Annotated in this window: 21 protein-coding genes and 1 pseudogene; 13 read left to right on the top strand and 9 right to left on the bottom strand. The window is 65.6% G+C overall.

Annotated features, from left to right (window positions below):
• Positions 1-3 precede the first annotated feature (3 nt).
• Both ACQP0C_RS26005 and ACQP0C_RS26000 read right to left on the bottom strand, forming a co-directional pair.
• Positions 4-804 carry a M50 family metallopeptidase gene (locus tag ACQP0C_RS26005; RefSeq protein WP_433723985.1) on the bottom strand — a complete coding sequence of 267 codons (801 nt, stop codon included), beginning with the start codon at positions 802-804 and terminating at the stop codon, positions 4-6.
• A gap of 52 nt (positions 805-856) precedes the next feature.
• Entirely contained in the window at positions 857-1,912 is a 1,056-nt protein-coding gene (locus ACQP0C_RS26000; protein ID WP_433723984.1) for a Gfo/Idh/MocA family protein, read from the bottom strand.
• Positions 1,913-2,307: 395 nt separating this feature from the next.
• Between ACQP0C_RS26000 and ACQP0C_RS25995 the strand changes: the two genes are divergently transcribed.
• From ACQP0C_RS25995 to ACQP0C_RS25985, 3 genes are all read left to right on the top strand, one after another.
• Entirely contained in the window at positions 2,308-2,757 is a 450-nt protein-coding gene (locus tag ACQP0C_RS25995; protein ID WP_433723982.1) for an SRPBCC family protein, read from the top strand.
• Positions 2,750-3,187 carry a MarR family winged helix-turn-helix transcriptional regulator gene (locus ACQP0C_RS25990; RefSeq protein WP_433723980.1) on the top strand — a complete coding sequence of 146 codons (438 nt, stop codon included), beginning with the start codon at positions 2,750-2,752 and terminating at the stop codon, positions 3,185-3,187. The genes ACQP0C_RS25995 and ACQP0C_RS25990 overlap by 8 nt, the downstream gene beginning before the upstream one ends.
• Positions 3,188-3,280: 93 nt before the next feature.
• Complete coding sequence (locus ACQP0C_RS25985) at positions 3,281-3,997, top strand: class I SAM-dependent methyltransferase (protein WP_433723978.1); 717 nt, start codon at positions 3,281-3,283, stop codon at positions 3,995-3,997.
• A 10-nt stretch (positions 3,998-4,007) separates the two neighbouring features.
• Here ACQP0C_RS25985 and ACQP0C_RS25980 read toward each other — a convergent pair whose 3' ends face one another.
• Positions 4,008-4,949, bottom strand: coding sequence for a tellurite resistance/C4-dicarboxylate transporter family protein (locus ACQP0C_RS25980; RefSeq protein ID WP_433723976.1), 942 nt, complete (start codon positions 4,947-4,949; stop codon positions 4,008-4,010).
• Positions 4,950-5,066: 117 nt separating this feature from the next.
• On the opposite strand from ACQP0C_RS25980, the pseudogene ACQP0C_RS25975 reads away from it, so the two are divergent.
• Both ACQP0C_RS25975 and ACQP0C_RS25970 read left to right on the top strand, forming a co-directional pair.
• A pseudogene (locus ACQP0C_RS25975) lies at positions 5,067-5,295 on the top strand (respiratory nitrate reductase subunit gamma); the annotation flags it as partial.
• Between the two features lies 1 nt (position 5,296).
• On the top strand, positions 5,297-5,470 hold the full coding sequence (locus ACQP0C_RS25970) for a hypothetical protein (RefSeq protein WP_433723975.1): 174 nt from the start codon (positions 5,297-5,299) through the stop codon (positions 5,468-5,470).
• A 120-nt stretch (positions 5,471-5,590) separates the two neighbouring features.
• Here ACQP0C_RS25970 and ACQP0C_RS25965 read toward each other — a convergent pair whose 3' ends face one another.
• Together ACQP0C_RS25965 and ACQP0C_RS25960 are read right to left on the bottom strand one after the other, a co-directional pair.
• Entirely contained in the window at positions 5,591-5,788 is a 198-nt protein-coding gene (locus ACQP0C_RS25965) for a DUF397 domain-containing protein (protein ID WP_433723973.1), read from the bottom strand.
• Positions 5,785-6,675 (bottom strand): helix-turn-helix domain-containing protein, encoded by an 891-nt coding sequence (locus ACQP0C_RS25960; protein ID WP_433723971.1) that lies wholly within the window; start codon positions 6,673-6,675, stop codon positions 5,785-5,787. Before ACQP0C_RS25960 ends, ACQP0C_RS25965 begins: the two co-directional genes overlap by 4 nt.
• A gap of 112 nt (positions 6,676-6,787) precedes the next feature.
• Here ACQP0C_RS25960 and ACQP0C_RS25955 point away from each other — a divergent pair, with 112 nt between their 5' ends.
• The 5 genes from ACQP0C_RS25955 (at position 6,788) to ACQP0C_RS25935 (ending at position 9,552) form a co-directional block, all read left to right on the top strand.
• On the top strand, positions 6,788-7,060 hold the full coding sequence (locus ACQP0C_RS25955; RefSeq protein WP_433723969.1) for a hypothetical protein: 273 nt from the start codon (positions 6,788-6,790) through the stop codon (positions 7,058-7,060).
• A gap of 2 nt (positions 7,061-7,062) precedes the next feature.
• On the top strand, positions 7,063-7,359 hold the full coding sequence (locus ACQP0C_RS25950) for a hypothetical protein (RefSeq protein WP_433723967.1): 297 nt from the start codon (positions 7,063-7,065) through the stop codon (positions 7,357-7,359).
• Positions 7,360-7,395: 36 nt separating this feature from the next.
• Positions 7,396-8,031 (top strand): LysE family translocator, encoded by a 636-nt coding sequence (locus ACQP0C_RS25945; RefSeq protein ID WP_433723965.1) that lies wholly within the window; start codon positions 7,396-7,398, stop codon positions 8,029-8,031.
• Between the two features lie 155 nt (positions 8,032-8,186).
• On the top strand, positions 8,187-8,522 hold the full coding sequence (locus ACQP0C_RS25940; protein WP_433723963.1) for a hypothetical protein: 336 nt from the start codon (positions 8,187-8,189) through the stop codon (positions 8,520-8,522).
• Positions 8,515-9,552, top strand: coding sequence for a pentapeptide repeat-containing protein (locus ACQP0C_RS25935; RefSeq protein ID WP_433723961.1), 1,038 nt, complete (start codon positions 8,515-8,517; stop codon positions 9,550-9,552). The genes ACQP0C_RS25940 and ACQP0C_RS25935 overlap by 8 nt, the downstream gene beginning before the upstream one ends.
• 273 nt (positions 9,553-9,825) lie before the next feature.
• Here ACQP0C_RS25935 and ACQP0C_RS25930 read toward each other — a convergent pair whose 3' ends face one another.
• The 3 genes from ACQP0C_RS25930 to ACQP0C_RS25920 all read right to left on the bottom strand — a co-directional run bounded on the left by ACQP0C_RS25930 (position 9,826) and on the right by ACQP0C_RS25920 (position 12,902).
• Complete coding sequence (locus tag ACQP0C_RS25930; RefSeq protein WP_433723959.1) at positions 9,826-10,368, bottom strand: hypothetical protein; 543 nt, start codon at positions 10,366-10,368, stop codon at positions 9,826-9,828.
• Positions 10,369-10,488: 120 nt separating this feature from the next.
• A complete protein-coding gene (locus ACQP0C_RS25925) occupies positions 10,489-11,163 on the bottom strand; it encodes a response regulator (protein ID WP_433723957.1) in 675 nt (224 codons plus the stop codon).
• The gene (locus tag ACQP0C_RS25920) at positions 11,145-12,902 is read right to left on the bottom strand and encodes an ATP-binding protein (RefSeq protein ID WP_433723956.1); all 1,758 of its coding nucleotides are present in this window, start codon (positions 12,900-12,902) and stop codon (positions 11,145-11,147) included. Before ACQP0C_RS25920 ends, ACQP0C_RS25925 begins: the two co-directional genes overlap by 19 nt.
• 146 nt (positions 12,903-13,048) lie before the next feature.
• On the opposite strand from ACQP0C_RS25920, the gene ACQP0C_RS25915 reads away from it, so the two are divergent.
• Genes ACQP0C_RS25915 through ACQP0C_RS25905 form a run of 3 tightly spaced genes read left to right on the top strand, consistent with a single transcriptional unit; the run spans position 13,049 to position 15,784 of the window.
• Positions 13,049-13,855, top strand: a complete 807-nt coding sequence (locus ACQP0C_RS25915; RefSeq protein ID WP_354958707.1) for an ABC transporter ATP-binding protein — start codon at positions 13,049-13,051, stop codon at positions 13,853-13,855.
• A complete protein-coding gene (locus tag ACQP0C_RS25910; protein WP_433723954.1) occupies positions 13,845-14,729 on the top strand; it encodes an ABC transporter permease in 885 nt (294 codons plus the stop codon). The genes ACQP0C_RS25915 and ACQP0C_RS25910 overlap by 11 nt, the downstream gene beginning before the upstream one ends.
• Complete coding sequence (locus tag ACQP0C_RS25905; RefSeq protein ID WP_433723952.1) at positions 14,690-15,784, top strand: ABC transporter substrate-binding protein; 1,095 nt, start codon at positions 14,690-14,692, stop codon at positions 15,782-15,784. Before ACQP0C_RS25910 ends, ACQP0C_RS25905 begins: the two co-directional genes overlap by 40 nt.
• 60 nt (positions 15,785-15,844) lie before the next feature.
• Here ACQP0C_RS25905 and ACQP0C_RS25900 read toward each other — a convergent pair whose 3' ends face one another.
• Complete coding sequence (locus ACQP0C_RS25900) at positions 15,845-16,603, bottom strand: siderophore-interacting protein (protein WP_433723950.1); 759 nt, start codon at positions 16,601-16,603, stop codon at positions 15,845-15,847.
• Positions 16,604-16,665 lie beyond the last annotated feature (62 nt).

The raw sequence follows: 16,665 nt of genomic DNA, 5'->3' as shown, positions 1-16,665 counted from the left end.
GATCTATCGGCCCGGCAAGGCCGGTGTCGTGCAGGTGGCGTCGGAGACATTGGGAATGCACACACCCGCGGCTTCGGACAGCAGCAGCGCACCGCCGACCAGTGCGGCGACGGCGACCGCGCCGAAGACGAACACCCAGAGCAATGCGGGCAGATGAGTGAGCCGGGCGAGCTGATCGGCGTCGGAATCCGCGCCCTGCGGCATATTCCAGCGCCGGACCCGGCCGCGTTGCAGTTCGATGACCGGCCGGGTGCCCGCGAGCAGCAGGAACCACGCGCCGAGGTAGGCGAAACCCGCTTGCACCGTATCGGTTCCGAACCAGGACACGGCGAAGACGATGGCGCCCAGGCCGAATACCGTCAGCAGTCCGTAGATGTTGCGCACCTTGATCAGCACGGCGGCGAGCAGGGCGATGGCGGTCCACAGCATCAGTGTGATGCGGTTGGCGCCCAGTAGTGCGGCGAAGCCGAGACCGAGCAGCGGTGGCGATGGATAGCCCGCCATCGCGGTGAGAATCATGCCGAGGCCATAGGGTTTTCCGCTCGATACGGTCAGGCCGGAGGTATCGGAATGCAGGGTGATGCTGTTGAGTCGGCGACCGGTCAGCAGCGCGGTGAGCGCGTGCCCACCCTCGTGCGCGATGGTGACCACATTGCGGGTGACCCGCCACAGCGGGCTGTATCCGACCAGAATCAACGCCGCTGCCGCTGTCGCGAGAACCAACCACCACGGTGGTGCTGCCTGGGTTGTGGTGAGCCGGTCCGCGATGGAGGCGCCGTGCTCGACGAATTCCGCTGTTTGCACCGCCGCACCTTATCCGGCCATAGCGGGCTTCGCTGAGTGGTCGTTGAGCGGATCAGTTGGTGACAGTTTCGCCGCGGCTCGCCGATAGCCGGGCGGCGTCGAGCACTCGCAGGGTGGTGACGGCATCGCGCGGGTCGACCGGGACGGGTGCGCCGTCGAGCATCGCGGCGGCCATGCCGGAGTAGAACGCCGGGTAGTCGCCCGCGAGCGTCGGGACGGGTTCGACTGCCGGTTCGGCGCCGAGCACGCCCCATCGTTCGGGTTCGACAGTGCCCCAAGGTCGGTCACCGTCATCGGGTCGGCGGCCCGAACGCAGCGCCTCCTCTTGCGGATCCAATCCATAAGTGACGTAACCGGATTCGGAACCGAGCACCCGAAAACGCGGCCCCAACTGCGGTGTTACCGCGCTCATCCATAAGTGTGACCGCACGCCGCAGGTGTGGGTGAGTGCGACGAAGGCATCGTCGTCGGTCTGGATGCCGGGCCGTCGCCGATCCAACTCGCCGTATACCGAGCGCACCGGACCGAAGAGCGTCACCGCCTGGTCGATCAGATGACTGCCGAGGTCGAACAGCAGTCCGGCGCCCTCATCGGCGGAACCGACCTCACGCCAGCCGCCCTTGGGCACCGGCCGCCACCGCTCGAACCGGGATTCGAACCGACGCACATCGCCGAGCCGTCCGTCCGCGATCAGCCGCCGCACCGTCAGGAAGTCGCCGTCCCAGCGCCGATTCTGGAATACCGATAGCGCGACACCGGCACGCTCGGCCCGCGCGATCAGATCCTCGCCCTCGGCCACGCTCACCGCGAACGGCTTGTCGACGACCACCGGCAACCCGGCGTCCAACGCCTGCCGCGTCAGCGGCGCATGCGTCCGATTGGGCGTCGCGACGACCACCAGATCGATATCGGCGATATCGGCGAACAATGCCTTCGCGCTCGACACCACTTGCACCCCGTGATGTTCGCGCCGCGCCTGCTCGGCCCGTTCCGGCGATGCCGTGACCACCGCCGCCACCCGCATGCGTGGCTGCGCGGCGATCAGCGGCGCATGGAAGACCGATCCGGCCAATCCGTAGCCGACGATGGCGACCTGCAGGCTGCTCATCGCTGCGACGCTACCGGCGAACCGCAGCGGGATGTACGTCGGGCACGGCGCGCCGGTAGCGGCCAGGATGCCGTGAACGCGCCGCGCCACACCGTCGTCCTGTCGTCGAACTGAACCTCGTTGGCGAGATGGAGATGGCGTGCGCGGGAGTGAACGACGCGCCACCTCGACGACCGGCCACGTCCGCGCTGCCGTCCTCGCTGCGGCACTGCTGAAGCGGGCGTGGCAGCCGCTGTCGACCGGTGACGGCGCCACAGGTTCTCGTGTCTACGACTCGGCCTGGATGGAGATCGGTTCCGATGGGGATTCGAATCTGTTGACTTGTTGTTGCGACAACAGATACTGTTGTCGCAACAACAAGTAACCGCCGCTGGCGGAATCCAGGGAGTGTTCCGATGTATGTGATTCACGAAGAAGCCGTTATCGCCGGAGGGGTCGAGGAGATCTGGCGGGCGGCCACCGATGTCGCCAACTGGCCGTCCTGGGATCCGCACGAGGAGAAGGCTCGGATCGACGGGCCGTTCGCGCCGGGCGCGACCGGCTGGGTGAAACCCAAGGGCGCGCCAGCTGGTCCGTTCACTATCACCGCGGTCGAGCCGGGGCGTTCATGGACCAGTGAGGCCGGAATTCCGTTCGGCAAGATTCGCGGCCATTACACCTATGAACCGCTCGACGACGGGAGGGTGCGGGTCGGGAAGCGGATGGAGGTGCACGGTCCGTTCCGGCCGATCTTCCGGTTGATCTGGGAGCGTGGCATTCGCGCCGATATGCATCTGACCATCGCGGCACTGGAAGTCGAGGCGCGACGGCTGGCGGGTGCGGCGCAGGAGCCCGAGCGTGGCTGAACCGCGCGGCCCGCTGATGAGCCCCGGGTTCTGGCTGCACCACGCCGCGCTGGAGTGGCGCGCCACCGTGGAGCGCAACCTGCGCCCGCTCGGCCTCACACTGACGCAGTTCAATTTGCTCGCCTCCGCGGGTTGGCTCGGCAGGCAGGGCGAGGTGCCGACTCAGCAGCAGGTCGTGGATATGGCGGGCGCGGATCGGATGATGGGCTCGCGGGTCATCCGCGTCCTGGAAGATCGCGTCCTGCTCGTCCGTCGCCCGGATCCCGATGACGCAAGAATCCTGCGCATCGAGGTAACCGCCGAGGGGCGCGATCTCGCCAGTCGAGCCATCCGCATCGTCGTCGACACCGACCTACAGGTGTTCGGGCCCGATAGTGACACCCTGCGCGACCAGCTCAAATCGATTGCCGACCGGCGCGGCGGGAGATGACGTGACATGTAAACGGAGACTCCGCCTCCGCTTTCGGCTAGCATTACCTGTGTCGAGTTCCCCGTAGTTCTCATCGAGGTAAGGGGCGAGTTCATGACCGAAAGTGATGCATTATCGCAGTTCGACCCGACAAAAATTGATTTCGAACAGGCCTATCGGGATAAGACGGTCGTCGAAGGCGTGCCGATGGACCGGTTGCCGTGGGACATCGGCAGACCGCAACCGCTGCTGGTGGAATTCGAGCATGCGGGCCGCATTGCCGGGCAGGTCCTCGATATCGGCTGCGGGCCGGGGGATAACGCCATCTATCTGGCGAGCCTGGGCTATCGGGTGGCCGGCCTGGATTCCTCGACCACCGCGATCGAGGACGCCCGCGCCCGCGCCGCGTCCCGGGATGTGGCGGTGACCTTCTCCGTCGCCGATGCGACCCGGCTCGACGGGTATGACGCTCGGTTCGACACGGTGGTCAGCAGTGCGCTGTTCCATTGCCTCACACCCGAACAGCGCCGAGACCATGTCGTCGCGCTGCATCGCGTCATGCGCCCTGGTGCTCGGCTCATCCAATTCTGTTTCGCCGACCAGGGACACAGCGAGGTGTACGCACCGCACCAGATCACCGAGGCAGATCTGCGCACCAGTTTCGCACCACCGGGTTGGTCGCTGAATACGCTGCGCACCGATCGGATGGTCGCGATCATGCCACCTGCTCCGGTGCGAGATATGTTGACCGAGCGCGGAGTTGAGCTCGGGACCGACGAGACGGGCGCGCTATTGCTGCCGGTCTGGGTACTGGAGGCCGAGCGAATCTGATCGGGATCGATTACGCGGACCGATGGAATTCGAATGTCCTTCGGTCCGCGAGCAATACGCTCAATGTCAGCACCCACGCCCCAACCGCCACCACCATCAGCAGTTGGCCGAGCGTGCGCAGCGCGGACATATCGGCGGCCGTACCGACGGCGAGCGAGGCGACAGCGGTCATGCCCAGCGGGAAGACGGTGGCCCAGCGCCGGATGTCGTATTCGGGTCGCGGGCGGATCACCTCGGCGACCATCAGGATCGCATAGCCGAACAGGTTGAGGCCCAATACGATCAGCGCCACCACCCGCAGCACCTGATGCGGGAGGCCGGTCCACTGGTGTGCGGCAACGAGTTCGGCGGCGGCCAGCGCCGAGATCGCCAGTGCGCCGGTGGCCACCCATTGATCGCCCGCGCCGATCCACACCTGCCGAATTTCGAAGTGAGCGAGCGCCGCGGCGTACAGCAGCAGGCCCACCCCGAAGAGCACTAGAGCAGCCCAAGCGAGCCAATCGCCGACATCGGCCAACGCCAGCCTTCCGGCCAGAACGGCCAGTCCCTGTGTCGAAACGCAGACCAGGAATGCCGCGCCGGGCATCCGCCGATTCCAATGCCGCACCACTGCGAACAACAGTCCGGGCCACAGCACCGCCGCCACCGCGAGCAGCGCGCAGGCCGCAACCTGCCAGCCCACCAGCGACAACCGGGTGCCGAGCACCGTCGTCGCCGCGACGGCGGTCAGTGCGGGCGGCGTATCGGCCTCGGCCTCCCATTGCTGCCGATGCCACAGCAGCCGCGTGCCGAAGTCGACCGCGAGCAGCACCCAGACCGCCGCCGCGAGCGCGAACACCAGCCACGAGACCGCCTCGAATCCGGTGAGATGCAGCCCCACCGACACGATTCCGGTCGCCATGACGAATGAGCCCGCCACCGGCGGTAGCTCCTGCCACCATCGCTGTGCCACCCGGATATCACAACTCGAGAGTCGATCTTGGTCAAGCAACTCGATAGCAACGCGATTTCGGCGAGGCGATTCCGCGATTCGGTGCCGGTGAGTTCTGATGGAGTCCGATAGTCGTGCCCCGAGTACGAGCCGTGCGGTGGCGCATTCTCCTGGTACACCTATTCGCCGACCTGGGTGCGTCATCTCTATTTCGCGATATTCGCCGCATTTTGCTGCAGACGTATCGGGAAGCCAAGCAGCGCACCAGTGGTCCGGTCACTGCGTGGGCGAAATCCAGGCTGATCCGGTCCTACGCCGGGAAGATCAGCAAGCCAGGGGCAAAGGCGGTCTGGTGCGGGCGAATTGGGATGGGAGAGTTGCCCGACTCCCTGCCCGTGGTCCTCGACTTCATCGCCGCCACCGGCAATCGCAGTCTGCTGCTCGACCATCGGACCGGTTCGGAATTGCTACGGCTGGTTCTTGCGAAATCGGATACGCCGTATTCCCTTGTCCTGGAGGCACTCTGCGCGCCGCTGCGCTGACCCCTTTCACCCGCCTCCTCAGCGCCCTGATCCAGCACCTATTCCGTCCCCGCATCGTCTACCGCTCCCACGACCTCGAGCAGCTCGGTTGGGAAACGCATAGACATCGGATGATGCGGGTCAGAACTTTCCGGCTCGGATACCGGCTGTGAAGGCCTCCCACTCAGCGGGGGTGAACACCAGTGCTGGTCCGCTCGGGTTCTTGGAGTCCCGTACGCCGATCATGCCCCCATCGAGGTGTGCCGCCTCCACACAATCTCCGCTGGGTTGGCTCGCGGTGCTCTTGAACCACTTCGCGCCCGACAAATCGCTGGTCACGCGGCATACTCCTCTGCAATCTCCCGCACCAGTCTCCTGGTGTCGGCTGCACTCAACGCTACCTGGCGGAGGTCGGCGACCACCGCTCGATGGCGGTCGATCACATCGTCTTCTTCCAGGAACAACGACCCCGTGAACCCTTCCACGAACACCACGGGTGGTTCGGTCATGCGGCTGGCGCTCAGCGGCGGAAACTCGAACAGTGTGAACGACTGGACCACAAGCCCTGGGTGTCCTCCGACACCGAACGGGATCACCCGGATCGACACGTTCGGCAAGCTCCCGACTTCGATAAGGTGCTGTAATTGCTCGGCCATCACCGCACGCCCGCCGACCTGATGCCGAAGTGCTGATTCCGACAGCATCACATCCAGCGAGAATCCGGTGTCCTCGGTCAGCCGGTGTTGCCGACGGGCAGTCAGTTCCAGGCGTCGTTCCACATCGACGGCTGACATGGCCGGATCGTTTGTTTCGACAAGCCACCGACGGTATGTCGGAGCTTGCAGCAGACCGGGCAGCAATGTCAGTTGGAATGACACCAGGCGGTTGCACGCCTGTTCCAGATTCATGAAGTGATCGAAATGGCTGTTCACGACGTCCGCATACGCGCGCCACCAGCCGCCGGAGGGATCACCCTTGGCCGCTTTGACCTCCTGGAGCAGACCTATCACTTCGGTACGAGAGTCCTCGTCGGCACCGTAGAAGTCCAAGAGCGCGTTCATATTCGGGGTACTGAGCCTGACAGATTGACCATCCTCCAACCGGCCGATGGTCTGCTTGGACGTGTCGATGGACAAACCCGCTGCCAGTTGGCTTTTTCCGGCCCTGGATCGAAGATCACGGAGCTTTCGCCCGAGCGCGCGACGCGGGAGCGTGGACCCTGCCATGTGCTTAGCCTCGCTATCTGGTTCGGCCCGTACTGGACCGCTCCGTAGTGGACCGTGCTGTGTCGCGCCGCGCTGTAGTGGCTCGGCCCGTAATGGACGTCCAGTGTATTTGATGGAATGGCCGAATTGGACCGTCCAGCTGAACATTTCAGAGGTCTACTGGTGGCACGAAAGTCCACGACCAGGGGAGGTGAGGAAGGTGTACTTCCTTCCGCCGACGAACCACGAACGCGTACCGATCATGACCATCGCCTACGCGCATGCCACCATGCAGATTCACCTGGACTGTCCGCTATCCGCATGTCCGGTCAAGGCTCAGGCCAAGGCACGGCTGGTCGAGGGTGGAAAGATGGTGCCCGCCAACGTTCCGCACTTCGGGATATGACTATGACCGACAATGAGATTCGCGATATCGAGATTCGTGTCCTGCGAGATGTCATCGATGCCGTGGACGCGCGATTGAGTGAGCTGCAGTCCAGCGGATGCGAAATCACGGCATCGCGCAGCACCGTCCACGCGCGTGTCCTCTACGCCGTGATCGCCAGCGCTCGCCAAACCGGCCACTACGGTGCCGGAATGCTCGCCAAGGCCCCACTGCTGGACGTGATCCTGACCGGTGCCGAGGGAACCGACTGGGACAAAGCGGTTTTCGCTGTCCTGATGGACCTTCCGACCCACAATTGACGATCTCTGCGCGCGGGTAGAGGTAGGCTCCGATGAATGGTGCCCACCTCTCACCTGGCCGCCTTCGTCCTCGCGGCGCTGATCATTATCGTGATTCCCGGTCCGAATGTGCTTTTCGCGATCGGGCGGGCCTTGGCGCACGGCCGCCGCACGGCATTGCTGTCGGTGCTGGGGGCCACGGCGGGGTCGGCGGTGCCGTTGGTCGCGGTGGCAATGGGGCTGGGTGTGGTGCTCGCGGCATCGGCTGCACTGTTGACGATCGTCAAGATCATCGGCGCGGGCTATCTGATCTATCTGGGCGTCATGGCGATTCGTGAACGGAAGAGTCTCCGGGACGCACTGCATTCGGAGACCCCGGACGCCGATCCACGCCGAATGTTCCGCCAAGGCGTGTTCGTTGGTGCGACGAATCCGAAGACGATCGTCTTCTTCGCCGCCGTCCTGCCCCAGTTCGCCGAACCGTCAGCGGGACCATTGCCATTGCAGTTACTGATCCTCGGCGCACTCGCCCTCGGCATCCAAATCCTCTCGGACGGAACCTGGGCCATGATCGCGGGCACCGCACGAGCCTGGTTCGTCCGCTCGCCCCGCCGCCTCGAATCCGTCGGCACCACCGGCGGTCTGATGATCATCGGCGTCGGCGCAACCGTGGCTCTGAGCGGCACCAACTGAATCGATCGGCACCGCGAATCCGCACCGGCCGCACTGGTCGGCCGCCGACAGAACGCAGCGCTTACGCATTCGCCTTCGTGAAAAATAAGCGCCATCGCGACGGACGATCAATAGAAATCTGCGCTGAAATGTGCTGTGGCGGTTACGGTGTGCGCATGTGGCAATACGCCCTGTGGGGGGTCGCGGGCGCGGCGGCCAACTGTGGCATCGCCTACCTGGAGGAGAGCAGGCAGATAAAGGGCGTGCCGTGGCTGAAGAGCAACCGCGGACCTGGCGGTGGCGTGTACCTGAGCTGGGTGCTCATCCATCTGTCGGTTGCGGGCCTGACCACATGGGCCGTCGCCTCGGCCGCCATCATCACCACGAGCGCCGCCGCATTCGGCGCCGGGGTCGCGGCGCCCGCCCTGGTGAAAAAGCTGGCCTTCTACGGCGAATCACTCGCACCGCCGCCCGACACCAGAACCGAGCCCCGCGAGGGCGGGCATGCCTGAGCAGTCATTCGGGCGGCGACTGCTGTCGACCGTTGCTGGCACGTGGCCCGCATTCCAGCCGCAACCGACGGTGATGGAAGAGCCGCCCGAGCCCGCTGAGTGGCGTGGGTTCCAGGCACCACGGAGGACAACAGCGATAGCGCCGACCTGGCGGCGACTGCTGTCGATGCTGGCCGGTACCTGGCCGACGTTCGATCAACAGGCCAACCGATACCGAACGCAGGAAGAAGTGATCGCACGCTGGGGCGCGGACCTGCGCCGAGCGATCCAGCGCCGCGCGGACCTGGAGGGCGCGGACTTGAAGCACACGGACCTGATGGGCGCGCACCTGGAAGGCGTGAACCTGCGCTCCGCGAACCTGGTGGGCGCGATTTTGCTCCTCGCAAAACTGACCCGCGCGGACCTGAGCTTCGCGGACCTGCGCCGCGCGGACCTGGAGCGCGCGGATCTGCGCCTCGCGAATCTGCTCAGCGCGAATCTGATCGGCGCGAACCTGCGCTTCGCGAACCTCGAGGGCGCGAACCTGTTCGGCGCAGATCTGGAGGGTGTCGACCTGGCCAGATCGAATCTGGAGCGCGCAAACCTGTCCGGCGCGCTGTTGATCGCAGCCGACCTGGAGCACGCGGATCTGCGCCGTGCGAATATGACCAATTCGCGCCTGATCACCGCTACGTTGACTCGCGCATACCTGATGAGTACGGACCTGGAGCGCGCCAACCTGCTCTCTGCGAAACTGATCAGCTCGAACTTGGAGCGCGCGAACCTGACGAGGGCGAACCTGACCGACGCGAACTTGGTCGGCGCGAACCTTGCCTACGCCAACCTCACCGGCGCGAACCTGCGCGCGGCAGACCTGCATAAAGCGAATCTCCACGCGGCAGACCTGCACAACGCGAACCTGAGCTCGGCCGACCTGGTCGGCGCGAATCTCACCGATGCCAACCTCACCGGGGCAGATCTGATGAGCGTGACGTATGACGAGTACACACAATGGCCGGACGATTTCACGCCACCGCCGTCGGCCAGGTGACCAGGTTCTCGTTGGAGGTATCGACCGCGAACCGAATCAGACCAGCGTCCGATTCGCTGCGTCTATCAATGGTGGCGACGAGGCACAGCGCATGCATTCTGCGCCGACCTACGGTATGCGCGAACCGCGTTGGTCGGGTACGGACGGCAGCCGCCGCATGGATCGGCGCAGTGCATCAATTACGAGCTCGACCGATCCGTACCCGCCGAATTGCGCCGGTGTTGTGACGAAAGGGGATGTGCGGTAGCCCATTACAGCACGGAGCGGGCGCAACTATGCGCGGTTGGTGGTGTTCCAGAAGCCGATCCAGAGTGCGCCCCACCAGCAGGCCTGGGAGATCAGCAGGGTGAGTGCGCCTCGGGTGATCAGAGCGCGGTCGAGGATGCCGCCTCGGGCCGCGACGCGGTCGGTGAAGGCGGATGCCTGAAGGCCGTTCAGTGTCAGGACAACGACCAAGGCCATTTTGGTTTGCGTGGTGTGGTTGGCGATATTCGGCTCCAGCAGGACGCCGCTGGCGACCAGACCGATGACGCCGAGCCAGATCGGCAGCTGCAGGCGATCGGCGACGGTGAGCATCTCGCGCAGCGACGTGCGCCGCAGCACCCAGGCGATCGCGAAGTAGTCCACGGCGAGCACCGCCCCGAATCCGAGGACCAGCGACGCGAGATGGATGAGCAATGCCGCGTGGTGCAGCGCCGGCGCGCAAAGCAATTGGGTCGACAACCAGATCGCCGTGCCGAGCGCGGCACAGGTCGCCATTGTCCGGACCGCCACACCGCGCCGGGTCTGCCCGCCTACATCTGCCACAGCCGTCATCGGCGCTGCCTGAACTCACGGCCCCGCATTTGTCGATCCCTCACTCGCACCCGTCGCCTACCAGATTAAGGTTAGGCAGACCTAATTATAGTGGGTCCGATTTCGGGCGAGAGCGGCAGGTTATCGGCGCGGCGCGGCGGTGTACTCCTGTTCCGGGCGGCCGGTGGTGCCGTAGCGCAGGCGCATCTGGACGCTGCCCGCCGCGACGAGGGTGGCCAGATAGCGCTGGGCGGTGGCGCGCGAAATGCCGATGGCGCTGGCCACCTCGGCGGCCGAGAGGGGCGCCGTCGCTTCGAGAATGGTGTTCAGGACAAGGTCTTTGGTCGGCGACGCGATAGCAGTAGCGGCGGCGGTGGGTGCCGAGGTCGGCCGCAGTGCCTGCAGCGCGGCTTCGATGCCCGCGTTATCGACCTGCGGTGCGGCCAGCGTGCGACGGTAGCGCGCGTATCCGGCCAGGCGGGCGGCGAGCATCGTATGGGGAAAGGGTTTGACGAGGTAGGCGAGCGCGCCAGCGGCGAATGCCGCTCGGACAGTGCTGCTTTCGGTAGCCGCGGACAGCACCATCGCATCGCAGTGCAGTTCGCGCACGAAGTCGACGCCGGAGCCGTCGGGCAGGTAGACATCGACCAGCGCCAGGTCGACCGCGGTGGCGGCATGTATCTCCCGTGCGGCGGCGAGCGTATTGGCGGTGCCTCCGACCGTGAAACCCGCGATGGATTCGACGATTCCGGCATGCAGGTTGGCCACCCGGAAGTCGTCGTCGACCACCAGTACGGTCAGATCTGTTGCGGCCATGGCATCTCGCTGTCTACCAGTACTCCGGGGATTCGGGCGACGAATTCGGCGCCGGTCAGCGGCGGCGATCCGCCGCGCGCACTGGCGAGGCGCACATCGCCGCCGTGCGCGCGAGCGATCTGGCGGATCAGCGCGAGACCGACACCGCGTCCGCCGGGCACACCGTGGTCCTCGCGGGTCGAGGTGCCCTCGGTGAACAGCGTGTCGATCAGCTCCGGTGCGACACCGTCGCCGCTGTCCGCGACCGCGATGTGCAGCGTCGAATCCTCCTGCACCAGTTCGACTTCCACCTGTTTGACGGGATTGTCGGCGACCCGCGCGGCCTCGATGGCATTGTCGAGCAGATTGCCGAGCACCGTGGTGACATCGACGGGTTCGGCGAGATTGCCGTCCACCCAGGTGTTGGGGCCGAGTACGAGTTCGACGCCGCTCTCGCGCGAATGCGCCGCCTTCGCCGCGAGGAATGCCTGCAGATACGCATCGTGGATCGCATCGATACCGGGTGTCGCCGCGCCGAGCGGTCCGGCGCCGATCAGCTCATCGATGACGTGCGACGCCTCCTCGGTGCGTCCGCTGTGCAGCAGGCCGCTGAGCAGGTGCATCTTATTGGAGAACTCATGGCGCTGGGCGCGCAGCACGGTACTCATCGACTGCACCGCGTCGAGCTGGCGGGTCAGCGCCTCGACATCGGTGCGATCGCGCACGGTGAGCACCGCGCCGAGATCGCGGCCTTCGCGGGTGACCGGGCGGGCCGCGACGACCACGACATGCGAGCCGATGGTGGCTGGCGTGGGTTGCTCGTCGAGCGCGCGGAAGACCTCCAGCACCCGTGGCGTCAAACCGATCTCGTCGACCGGCCTGCCGATATCCGCACTGATCCCGAGCAGCCGCCGCGCCTCGTCATTGACAAACGTTGTGCGCCAAGCGGAATCGACGGCGAGCACACCACGGCCGATGCCGTGCAGCACCGCCGCCTGACCTTGGACGAGCCCGGCCAGTTCGGCGGGTTCGAGCCCGAGCGTCAACCCACCCCAGCGTCGGGCCAGCAGCGCCGACCCGGCGATGCCGACCACCAGCGCCGCGGCGATCAAGAACGCAGCGGTGCGCAGATCGGCGAGCAACTGCCCGCGAATCGCGGTGGTGGAGATGCCGACACTCACCGCGCCGACAATGAGATTCGAATCGGCCCGCACGACAGGAACTTTCGCGCGGACCGAGGGCCCGAGGGTGCCGCGCTCCTTGCTGATCACCTCTCGGCCCGCGAGCGCCTCCGACGGATCGGTGCTCACATGCTCGGTCAGCCGTGCCGGGTCCGGATGCGCGAGCCGGATTCCGGCATCATCGGTGATCACCACGAACAGCGCGCCCGTCCGCTCCGTCGTATCGATCGCGATCCGCTCCAACGGCCCGGCGGCGAGCTGATCGTGCTGCTCGGGCGTCACCGTGCCGGGTGCGTATCGGGCGACCTCCGTGCGCACCACCGGATCGGCCGCGATGGTCCGCGCGACGGCCAGCGCACGCTGCCCGTACTGATCATTGAGCCGCCGATCGCTGACATAGCCGAAGATCGCGAACGCGACGCCGAGGGTCAGCGTGACGATCACGATCTGGAGCAATAGCACCTGGGTGCGCAACCGGAAGGGCCTGCCCGCGCGTCGCTGGCGCTCGGCTCCGGCATCGGCGCGGCGCTGCTGCGCGCGCTGCGTTCCCTCCGGCCGCCCGGTGCCTGCTCTGGCCATTTCCGCAGCATAAACCACTCGGATACCAGTGAGCAGAATGCGCACAACCTTCGAATCGGCGCTTTGCCCCTCTTGTGCGCACAACCCTCGGACTGTGACCCGGCCCACGTAGGTTCGCTCTACCTGATCCGCTAGGAGCAAGAACAATGACCGAACCACTCATCGAGCTGCGGAGCGCGACGAAGCGCTTCCCCGGCACGGGCGGCGGCATTCACACCGCCGTGCGCAACCTCGACCTCGCGGTCCAGCCAGGCGAATTCGTCGCCGTAGTCGGCCCGACCGGCTGCGGAAAGTCGACGACGCTATCGCTGGTCTCCGGGCTGGAACCGGCCTCGGCCGGGCGGACGCTGGTGCGCGGCAAGGATGTCCACGGCATTCCGGACGGCATCGGCTACATGTTCCAGCAGGACGCGGTGCTGCCGTGGAAGAGCGTGATCGATAATGTCGCCCTCGGCCCGCGCCTGCGCGGCAAGTCCAAGGCCGAATCACGGGAGCAGGCCCGCGGTTGGGTGCGCAAGGTCGGTCTCGCCGGTTTCGAGAGCTACTACCCGCATCAGCTCTCCGGCGGTATGCGCAAGCGCGTCGCGCTGGCACAGACGCTGGTCAACGATCCGGAGATCCTGCTCATGGATGAGCCGTTCAGCGCGCTGGACGTGCAGACCAGGCAGCTGATGCAGGACGAACTGCTGCGCGTCTGGGCGGGTACCGGCGCGGCCGTCATCTTCGTGACCCACGATCTGGAAGAGGCGATTGTGCTCGCCGACCGGGTCATCGTCATGACCGCGAGCCCGGCCACGGTCTGCGGCAACTTCCCGGTCTCGCTGGAACGTCCGCGCAATGTCGAGGAGGTCCGGCTCACCAACGAATTCCGGGACATCTACAAGGAAATCTGGGAAACGCTGCGCGATCAGGTCGAGGCAGCCCGAGGCAAGGGAGCCTCCCGTGTCGCATGATGTGCTCGACGTGGCCAAGTCCGCGCCCGAGGTCGAAATCGAATCCGAGGAACAGATTCTCGCGCGCGTGCGGACCAAGGCCCGGCGCAACCGGCTGCGCACCTGGGGCCTGCGGGCCGCACTGGTCGCGCTGTGGTTGGGCGCCTGGGAGCTGACCGCGACGGTGTGGATCGACCCGTTCTTCTACTCCAAGCCCTCGCTGATCTGGGACCGCCTGGTCGAATGGTTCACCGAGGGAACACAATTCGGCTCGATCTGGCTGCAGATGTACACCACCGTGCAGGAGGCGGTGCTCGGCTTCGTCATCGGCGCGGTGGCCGGTGTCGTGCTCGGCACGCTGCTCGGCCGCAGCAGGTACTGGGCCGAGGTGCTCGCGCCGTTCATCAAGGCGCTCAATGCCGTTCCGCGCATCGTGCTGGCGTCGCTGTTCATCATCTGGTTCGGTCTCGGGCTCAGCTCGAAGGTCGCGACGGTCGTCGTGCTGGTGTTCTTCGCGGTCTTCTTCAACGCCTTCACCGGTGCGCGCGAGGTCGACGGCAATGTCATCAACAACGCCCGCATACTCGGTGCGAGCAAGCGTCAGGTGTTGAGCTCGATCGTGCTGCCCAGCGCGACCACCTGGATCCTGTCCAGCCTGCACACCGCCTTCGGCTTCGCGCTGATCGGTGCGGTGGTCGGTGAATATGCCGGTGCCAGTAAGGGTTTGGGCCTGCTCATCAGCAATGCCCAGGGCACCTTCGATTCGGCGGGCATCTACGCGGGCATGATCATCATCACCGTTATCGCGCTGCTCGCCGAATGGGCGATCGGTGTCGCGGAGGGCCGATTGCTGAAATGGCGTCCGTCGCAGGCGACCTCGAACCACGGGATCTGATCATGCGCTACGTCAAACATCTGGCGGTCATTGTCGGGGTGATCGCGGCACTGCTGCTGGCGACCGGTTGCCGGGATTCTCGGACCATTCCGATGGCGAACGGGCGGCCCCAGATCACCATCATGGTCGGTGGTCTGGAGAAGGTGATCTACCTGCCCGCCATGCTCACCCAGCGCCTCGGCTTCTTCGAGCAGAACGATATCGACGTCAAACTGCTCGGTGAACAGTCCGGAGCCAGTGCCGAAACCGCGCTGCTGACCGGCGATGTGCAGGCTGTGGTCGGGTTCTACGACCACACCATCGACCTGCAGGCCAAGGAGCAGTGCCTGACCTCGGTGGTCCAGTTCGCCGATGTGCCCGGCGAGGTCGAGCTGGTCTCCAAGGCGGACTCCGACAGCATCAAGTCGGTGGCGGATCTGCGCGGGAAGAACTTGGGCGTGACGTCGCTGGGTTCCTCGACCGACTTCCTCACCCAGGCGCTCACCGGGCAGGAGGGGATGTCCACCGCCGACTACACGCGCGTGAAAGTCGGTGCGGGCCAGACCTTTATCGCGGGAATGAACCACAACGGCATCGATGCCGGGATGACCACCGACCCGACGGTCGCCACCATGGTGAACTCCGGGGAGGCGAAGATCCTGGTCGATATGCGCACCGAAGAGGGCACGCGCGCCGCATTGGGCGGGCTGTACCCGGCGTCATCGCTGTACATGCGGTGCGACACCGTCGACGCGCATCCGGATATCGTGCAGAAGATCGCGACCGCGTTCGTGCAGACGCTGCGGTGGATCAAGACGCACTCGCCGCAGGAGATCGCCGATAAGATGCCACCGCAGTACGCGAGCGGAGGCAAGGATCTCTACGTCCAATCCATCCGCGATTCGATCGGCATGTTCAATGGCACCGGGTTGATGAAACCCGAAGGCGCCCAGAATGTGCTGAACGTCCTCGGCGAGTACTCGAAGAATGTGCGGCCGGTCAAGGACCGCATCGATCTGTCGAAGACCTACACGACGAAGTTCGTGGAGGAGGCGCTACGCGCGAATCAGCAGTAGCAACACCACGGAATCCCATGGCGATCGGCGAACATCCGGTCGGCCATGGGATTTCGGTCGCTATGGGGTTTCCGCGGTTTCGCGGGCCTTGAATTCGGCCTTCCACTCGCGGAAGCCCTCCTCGGTCCGGCCGCGCCGCCAGTAGCCGGAGATCGAGGCCGCCCACTCCGCCGATATGCCGCGATCGCGCCGGATATAGCGGCGCAGATTCTGCATGACGGCGCTGGCCTCGCCGTGGATGAAGACCTGCACCTGCCCGTCGCGCCACGGCGCGGCCTGCACGGCCTCGGCCAGCACCGCACCGGGCTCCCGTTCGCCGCGATGCAGCCAGGTCAGCTCGATGCCGGTCGGCTTGTCAAGTTTCAGCTCGTCCTCGGGTCCGGCTACCTCGACGAACGCCTGCCCGACCGCATCCGCGCGCATGCCCTCCAGTGCGGTCGCGATGGCGGGCAGCGCCGCCTCGTCGCCCGCCAGCAGATGCCAGTCCGCATCAGCGCGCGGCGCATAGGCTCCGCCGGGTCCGAAGCAATCGATGGTCGCACCCGGTTGCACCGAAGCGGCCCACGGTCCGGCAATGCCCTCATCGCCGTGGTAGACGAAGTCCACGGTCAGTTCGCCAGCGTCCGCATCGACCGAGCGCACGGTGTAGGTGCGCAGTACGTCGATCCCATCGCGCGGGAATATGAACTTCACATACGAATCGGTGAATTCGCTCGGCCGGAAGGCCGCGAATCCCGGTCCGCCTAAATACACCCGGATCAGATGCGGTGTCAGTCGCTCCGTGCGCTGCACCGTCAGGGTGGTGCGGGGTCGTGCCAAGGTAACCTCCACTAATTGCAAATTAGGCTTGCCTTACCAACCGTACCTGGTTCGGTTCACGC

Origin of the sequence: Nocardia sp. CA-129566, assembly GCF_050956075.1 — a bacterium.
In the GTDB taxonomy this organism is placed as follows: domain Bacteria; phylum Actinomycetota; class Actinomycetes; order Mycobacteriales; family Mycobacteriaceae; genus Nocardia.
The sequence above is the reverse complement of the archived record's forward strand: the minus strand, read 5'-3'. Positions and strand labels throughout refer to the sequence as shown.

Coding starts and splice junctions, on each gene's coding strand:
- ACQP0C_RS26000 (WP_433723984.1), bottom strand. CDS start 1,912: ATGAGCAGCCTGCAGGTCGCCATCGTCGGCTACGGATTGGCCGGATCG.
- ACQP0C_RS25995 (WP_433723982.1), top strand. CDS start 2,308: ATGTATGTGATTCACGAAGAAGCCGTTATCGCCGGAGGGGTCGAGGAG.
- ACQP0C_RS25985 (WP_433723978.1), top strand. CDS start 3,281: ATGACCGAAAGTGATGCATTATCGCAGTTCGACCCGACAAAAATTGAT.
- ACQP0C_RS25970 (WP_433723975.1), top strand. CDS start 5,297: ATGGGAGAGTTGCCCGACTCCCTGCCCGTGGTCCTCGACTTCATCGCC.
- ACQP0C_RS25960 (WP_433723971.1), bottom strand. CDS start 6,675: ATGGCAGGGTCCACGCTCCCGCGTCGCGCGCTCGGGCGAAAGCTCCGT.
- ACQP0C_RS25955 (WP_433723969.1), top strand. CDS start 6,788: ATGGAATGGCCGAATTGGACCGTCCAGCTGAACATTTCAGAGGTCTAC.
- ACQP0C_RS25950 (WP_433723967.1), top strand. CDS start 7,063: ATGACCGACAATGAGATTCGCGATATCGAGATTCGTGTCCTGCGAGAT.
- ACQP0C_RS25945 (WP_433723965.1), top strand. CDS start 7,396: ATGGTGCCCACCTCTCACCTGGCCGCCTTCGTCCTCGCGGCGCTGATC.
- ACQP0C_RS25940 (WP_433723963.1), top strand. CDS start 8,187: ATGTGGCAATACGCCCTGTGGGGGGTCGCGGGCGCGGCGGCCAACTGT.
- ACQP0C_RS25935 (WP_433723961.1), top strand. CDS start 8,515: ATGCCTGAGCAGTCATTCGGGCGGCGACTGCTGTCGACCGTTGCTGGC.
- ACQP0C_RS25930 (WP_433723959.1), bottom strand. CDS start 10,368: ATGACGGCTGTGGCAGATGTAGGCGGGCAGACCCGGCGCGGTGTGGCG.
- ACQP0C_RS25925 (WP_433723957.1), bottom strand. CDS start 11,163: ATGGCCGCAACAGATCTGACCGTACTGGTGGTCGACGACGACTTCCGG.
- ACQP0C_RS25920 (WP_433723956.1), bottom strand. CDS start 12,902: ATGGCCAGAGCAGGCACCGGGCGGCCGGAGGGAACGCAGCGCGCGCAG.
- ACQP0C_RS25915 (WP_354958707.1), top strand. CDS start 13,049: ATGACCGAACCACTCATCGAGCTGCGGAGCGCGACGAAGCGCTTCCCC.
- ACQP0C_RS25905 (WP_433723952.1), top strand. CDS start 14,690: ATGGCGTCCGTCGCAGGCGACCTCGAACCACGGGATCTGATCATGCGC.